Genomic DNA, 4,976 nt, shown 5'->3' with positions numbered 1-4,976 from the left:
CCGCGAGACCGTCCACGCCCAGAACCTCGGCGCCGGCCGTGGTGACGACATCAGCGATGGTGTCCGAGCCCTCCGCGGGCTGGAGCAGGCGCAGGATCTGGACCATGCGGTCGCTGATCACCGGGCACCGCTTGCGAAGCCGGTCGGCTCCTGCTCCGCAGGTCCTGGCCCGGTCATGAGGCCAGCAGCCCGGGAGGCATCCCGGCCAAGGCGTCCGAAGCCGGGGGAAGGACGGGAGCGGGGAGCGGGGAGTGGAGGAGGAAGCCCGTGCCGGTGATGTCCAGGATCCGGTTCAGTATCGGGGGGACATGGTGCAGACGAAGCGAACACCCCGCCGATGCGGTGTGGTTCCGGGCGACGAGGAATGCGTTGAGGCCGCTGACGTCGCAGAAGGTGAGGGCGGTCAGGTCGATGTCGATCGTGCGGATTCCCTCACGCACGCACTTCTCGACGGTCCCACCCAACAGGGATACCGTGGTCAGGTCGATCTCGCCCGCCAGGGTGATCGTTGTGCGGTGTTCGCGGTCATGCCGGGAGAGGTTCAAGCCGGGCAGAACAGGCATAGCGCCCCAGTTCTTGTGACCACGCGTACCAAGCCGGGCCGGCTTCCCGGACCAGCCAGGCACGCGTTGCCTCTGGTCGGACGCCTGGAGGAGGCCAGGCGAAACTTCCTCTCGGCACCCTAGGGTCCAGGACACTGACAAGAAGCGCTTCACTTCGAAATTGCGCCGACGGCATTTCGGCGGATTGTCCGCTCCCCCGCAGGCACTTGTACGACAACGGTGTGGCTCACGCCGGGGGCTGGGACGCTCATGCAGCATAACCCCTCCTGCGTCTACACCGATCCCCGTTTCCGTCGCCGTCTTCCACCTGCCTCCTGGTGCGCCCTGGCGATGGTCACCGGGGAAGGCATTCATCCCCGCGCGCGGCTCGGCAGGCGCAGGCAGCGACGCCAGCCGAGTGCCGTCGCGTACGGCAGGCCCGGTTCTCCTTCCTGCTGGTCCCTGCAGTCCACTCCACCAGGGACCAGCGCGCCGAGCACCCCGGGCCCTGCACTGCCTCGGGACAAGTGCGGGTCACGGGGGATTCGAGTTGCCTGTAGGGGGATTCGGGCCCCTGAGCGTCAAGCGAGCGGAGGGCCGGGCGGGGGGCCGAGGCGGGGTGTCCGTCGCCTGTCGCGCTGGGACGTCGTTGTCGCATGACGGGGGATACGTGGCCCCTTTCCGTGAGGGAGTGAACCGAACCGGTTCCGGAGGTCGTTGGCTGATGCCGAGTTTTCGCAGGTGATCGGCATACCTAACGCTTTGCTAGGGGATGATCCCGTGCAAATCCCGCCAGCAGGAAATCTCTCTGGACGTTCACTGCCGAGGGTTCGGTCCGATCCCGTGATCCCCTGAAGCCGATACCGGGTCGGGCTGGGCGGCGATGTCGCGGCCGTGCGGCGTAAGCAGTACACCGCCTACCCGAGGCTGCGGAACTTCGTCTGGGGCCCGCCGGCTTAGCAGGCCGAGATCCCTGCCTATGTGAAACTGCACCCGAGGGATGTGGATCTCGTGCCAGGGCGTACCCGCACGTCAGACACGGTCGCGGTACGAGCCGGCGTGTTCCTCGCGTATGGCAGGGGATCAGCTGAAGCGGCCCAGGTGTTCGTGCAGGAACGCGTCGAGGGTGCGGGGATCGCGGCCCAGGATGCGGGCGACGGCGTCGGTGGGTGACTCCGGGTGGGACACGGCCAGTTGCTGGATCTCCACCACGTGGTTGGCGAGCCACGGGGGCATGTGCGCGTGGTGGATGAGGTTTTCCCGTAGTTCGTGCGGGGCCAGGTCCAGGTAGCGAACCGGGCGGCCGAGCAGGCGGGTCAGGATTTCGGCGAGTCCGCCGTAGCCGACCGCCTCGCTCCCGGTGAGCACGTAGGTGCCGCCCGCGAGGTCGGCGCGGGTCAGCGCCGCGGCGGCGACGTCAGCGATGTCGCGGCAGTCGATCCAGTTGCAGGGGGCGTCCCGCATCGCGCCCAGGATGATCCCCTGCGTGGCCACGGCGGGAGCCAGGAGCAGCAGGTTCTGCATAAAGGCGTAGGGGCGGAGCACGGTGTGGGTGAGGCCGGACGCGCGCAGGTGTTCCTCGACGGCGTGGTGGCCGCGGGAGAGGGCGACAGGGGAATCCGCTGCGGCGACCGGGTCGGAGATCTTGACGATGTGTTCGATACCGCTGTCGGCGGCCGTGTCGACGACACGCGTTTCGAGCTCGACCTGCGTCGGGCTGTTGGCCATGGCGAGGAAGAGCTGCCGGGCGCCCTTGAACGCGGCGCGTAGCGAGGCGGTGTCCGCGGCGTCGGCGGGCATGACCTCGACCAGGTCGCCGGCCGTGTCGCCGAGGTGGGCCCGGAGTCGGTCCGGGTCGCGGGTCAGCGCCCTGCTCGGCACGCCCGAGGCGGCGAGGCTGCGCAGCAACGCGCCGCCGGTGGTTCCGGACGCTCCCATGATGACGATCATCGTGTGCCTTTCGGTCTTCCCCAGGGAAACCGCGGGGGGTTGTCTGTCGATGTGTGTGCCGGCCGCCGGGTCTGCTCCCGGTGCGGGCGGTGCGTGGGTGCGGGTGGTGCGCGGGTACGGGTGGTACGGGGTGGTGCGCGGGTACGGGCTATGGCTGCTGTGGCTGTATCCGCTGGGCCCCGCGCCAGCGCCAGCTCACGATGCTCGCGGCGAGGGCAGCGGACATCGGCAGATCAAGCCGCAGTCGGGTGAGCCATGGAGTGTCGGGCACACCGGTGTGTGCTGGCAGCCAGTGGGAGGCGAACCACCCGACGATTCCGGCGAACGCGGCCGCGCCGACGGCGAGCAGTGCGGCCAGGGCGACGCGCGGCAGGGCCGTGGTCCACGGGCGCGGGCGGCGTTGCAGCCAGGTGCCGATCAGCAGCGCCACCACTGCTGAGGTGCCGGCGATGGACGTAACCGCCGCCACGGTCAGCTCTCCCTGCCCGCCGGCGATTCCTCCTGCGCCGGCCATCAGGGCGGGGGCGAGGTAGGCGACCAACACCTCACGCCACAGGGTGAAGGGTCGAGCGGCGCGGCGGCCGCCGCCGGTGTCCTTTCCTCGGGTCGGGGTGACCTCAGTTGCGCTTTCGCGTGGGATCGACGAGGTGGGTCCGGACATGAGAGAGGCCAACTTCCCGAAATCGATTAGGTGGCTAACTATTAGGTTGTGGAAAGGCAACCGCACGCTGGCGGTCGACTGTGGCTTGTGATCGGATCGGTTGGGTTGCTGGATCGGCACGCAGGGACACGAGGCCGGGCAGGCGCCTGGCGGAACAGCCGCGTGAACTACTCCGCGGTCAAGGCGCTGATTCCGCGAACGACCCGCGACAGGAGATCCAGAAACACCGTGCGCTCGTCGACGGTGAGTTCGCCCACCATTTCCTGAAGGCGGGCGAAGTGCTCGGGCGCCATGTCGCGCAACCGCTGCGCACCGCGGGCGGTCAGGACCACCACCGCGCCCCGTCCGTCCTCCGCCGACGGGCGCCGAGCGACCAGGCCCTCCCTCTCCAGCCCGTCGACCAGGCCGGTGACCGTGGCGCGTGAGACGCCGAGATCGGCGGCCAGTCGCGAGGGGGACTTCTCCCCGTCGTGATCCTCCAGATCCGCGAGCAGTCGATATCGCCCGCTCGACAACCCGTACCTCGCGAAGTGCACCTCGGTCGCCCGCCCGAGCCGCGCCCCCGCCGAGATCAGTCGCACCGCTACGAGCACGGCCTGCGGGTCGTCCCCGAGGCCGTAGTGCTCCAACTGTCGCCGGGCCTGATCCAGTGTGGGTGACTCGTGGTCGGTCTCGTCCGCTGCCATGAAAGTAATATGGCAGCTAACTACACCCCCGGTCAACCGACGCTTCAGTCCATCGCCACCTGAACACCGCGAGCCAACCCCAACGGGGAGGGGAGGCCGACCCGCACCAATGTGGAGTCTCCCTGGGGCACCAGATCGTCGGCCGAGAACACCGGGCAGCCCGCTCCACAAGCACGGGCAGAACCGTTCCGCCTCTCCGCGCCCTACTTCGGGGGCCAAGTCCCCGAGGACCCACGCTTCCTGCCCGTCGGGCCACGCCCGCTGGACTTCCCACGAGACCGTGAGGCCTGAGAACTCCTATCTCAGTGACCTCAGGCGTCGCCAGCAGATGAGTGCGCATCCGAGCGGGAGGAACGTTTCGGCGATGTCGTCGCGGATCTCCCAGCGGTTCCGACAAGGCGGCGGAACCGGTGCGGGTGGGGACGGTGCTCGATGCGGCCGAGACGATGCTCAGCGCATGACGGCCCCTGGAACTGCTCGGGGACGACCTACTCGGCCACCCTTGCGTCGGACTCGCTGAATCCCTCGGAGAGCTCGATCTTGAAGTCGTCGGCATGGACGTCTTCCTTGATGTCGATGACATCTTTCAGGAAGAGCTCACTCGTGGGCATCAGGCGACCAGTCCCCTTCTCGGCTGCGCACGGTTCGCGCGACCCTCCTCGCTCCCGAATCGCGACCCTCCTCGCTCCCGAATTCTGCCGGGTGGCACCAACAGCGAAACCCATTGCCCGGTACCTCCCCGGGGCTCTCGGTGCTCAGGAGGTCACGGCGCGTGCCCGACTGGGTAGGGTCGTGCGGGATCCGAGTCGGGGAACGGGGACGGGGCGGGGACGGATGGGCTGGCGCGAGGAGATCACCACGGCGCTGGGCGAGCTGATCGCCCTGATGGGCGGTTCCGGTAAGGAACCCCGGTGGCAGCGCGTCGGGCGGGCGATCCGTACCGCCGAACCCGGGCATTACGCGGTCGACCTGCGCGGCTCCGGTATCGGCCCCGACCAACTGGACGGACTGCGGCTCGCGGGCCCGGACCCGCAGGACATCGCGGCGGACGGCTACTCCGTGGTCGAGGCCGTGCAGAACGGTTCGCTGCTCACCGTGAAGGTGGCTGAGTTCGCCGAAGTCGCCGATCCTTGTCTG

At 68.9% G+C, this 4,976-nt stretch carries 6 protein-coding genes; 1 reads left to right on the top strand and 5 read right to left on the bottom strand.

Annotated features, from left to right (window positions below):
• Positions 1 to 173 precede the first annotated feature (173 nt).
• The 5 genes from NBG84_RS02435 to NBG84_RS40410 form a co-directional block, all read right to left on the bottom strand.
• Complete coding sequence (locus NBG84_RS02435; protein WP_250917532.1) at positions 174 to 563, bottom strand: STAS domain-containing protein; 390 nt, start codon at positions 561 to 563, stop codon at positions 174 to 176.
• Positions 564 to 1,625: 1,062 nt separating this feature from the next.
• Positions 1,626 to 2,480 carry an NmrA family NAD(P)-binding protein gene (locus NBG84_RS02430; RefSeq protein ID WP_308311995.1) on the bottom strand — a complete coding sequence of 285 codons (855 nt, stop codon included), beginning with the start codon at positions 2,478 to 2,480 and terminating at the stop codon, positions 1,626 to 1,628.
• A gap of 160 nt (positions 2,481 to 2,640) precedes the next feature.
• Positions 2,641 to 3,153 (bottom strand): hypothetical protein, encoded by a 513-nt coding sequence (locus tag NBG84_RS02425; RefSeq protein ID WP_250917530.1) that lies wholly within the window; start codon positions 3,151 to 3,153, stop codon positions 2,641 to 2,643.
• A 167-nt stretch (positions 3,154 to 3,320) separates the two neighbouring features.
• On the bottom strand, positions 3,321 to 3,839 hold the full coding sequence (locus tag NBG84_RS02420; RefSeq protein ID WP_250917529.1) for a MarR family winged helix-turn-helix transcriptional regulator: 519 nt from the start codon (positions 3,837 to 3,839) through the stop codon (positions 3,321 to 3,323).
• 488 nt (positions 3,840 to 4,327) lie between these two features.
• The gene (locus NBG84_RS40410; protein ID WP_285366254.1) at positions 4,328 to 4,450 is read right to left on the bottom strand and encodes a hypothetical protein; all 123 of its coding nucleotides are present in this window, start codon (positions 4,448 to 4,450) and stop codon (positions 4,328 to 4,330) included.
• A 223-nt stretch (positions 4,451 to 4,673) separates the two neighbouring features.
• On the opposite strand from NBG84_RS40410, the gene NBG84_RS02415 reads away from it, so the two are divergent.
• Positions 4,674 to 4,976: hypothetical protein (locus tag NBG84_RS02415; RefSeq protein ID WP_250917528.1), on the top strand; the 303-nt coding region annotated here is incomplete at its 3' end.

The sequence above is a fragment of the Streptomyces albipurpureus genome (assembly GCF_023701525.1).
Lineage (GTDB): Bacteria > Actinomycetota > Actinomycetes > Streptomycetales > Streptomycetaceae > Streptomyces > Streptomyces albipurpureus.
This window is presented reverse-complemented; position numbering and strand designations above follow the sequence as displayed.

Excerpts from the sequence above, each read along its gene's own strand:
- NBG84_RS02435 (WP_250917532.1), bottom strand. The coding sequence starts at position 563 with ATGCCTGTTCTGCCCGGCTTGAACCTCTCCCGGCATGACCGCGAACAC.
- NBG84_RS02430 (WP_308311995.1), bottom strand. The coding sequence starts at position 2,480 with ATGGGAGCGTCCGGAACCACCGGCGGCGCGTTGCTGCGCAGCCTCGCC.
- NBG84_RS02425 (WP_250917530.1), bottom strand. The coding sequence starts at position 3,153 with ATGTCCGGACCCACCTCGTCGATCCCACGCGAAAGCGCAACTGAGGTC.
- NBG84_RS02420 (WP_250917529.1), bottom strand. The coding sequence starts at position 3,839 with ATGGCAGCGGACGAGACCGACCACGAGTCACCCACACTGGATCAGGCC.
- NBG84_RS40410 (WP_285366254.1), bottom strand. The coding sequence starts at position 4,450 with ATGCCCACGAGTGAGCTCTTCCTGAAAGATGTCATCGACATCAAGGAA.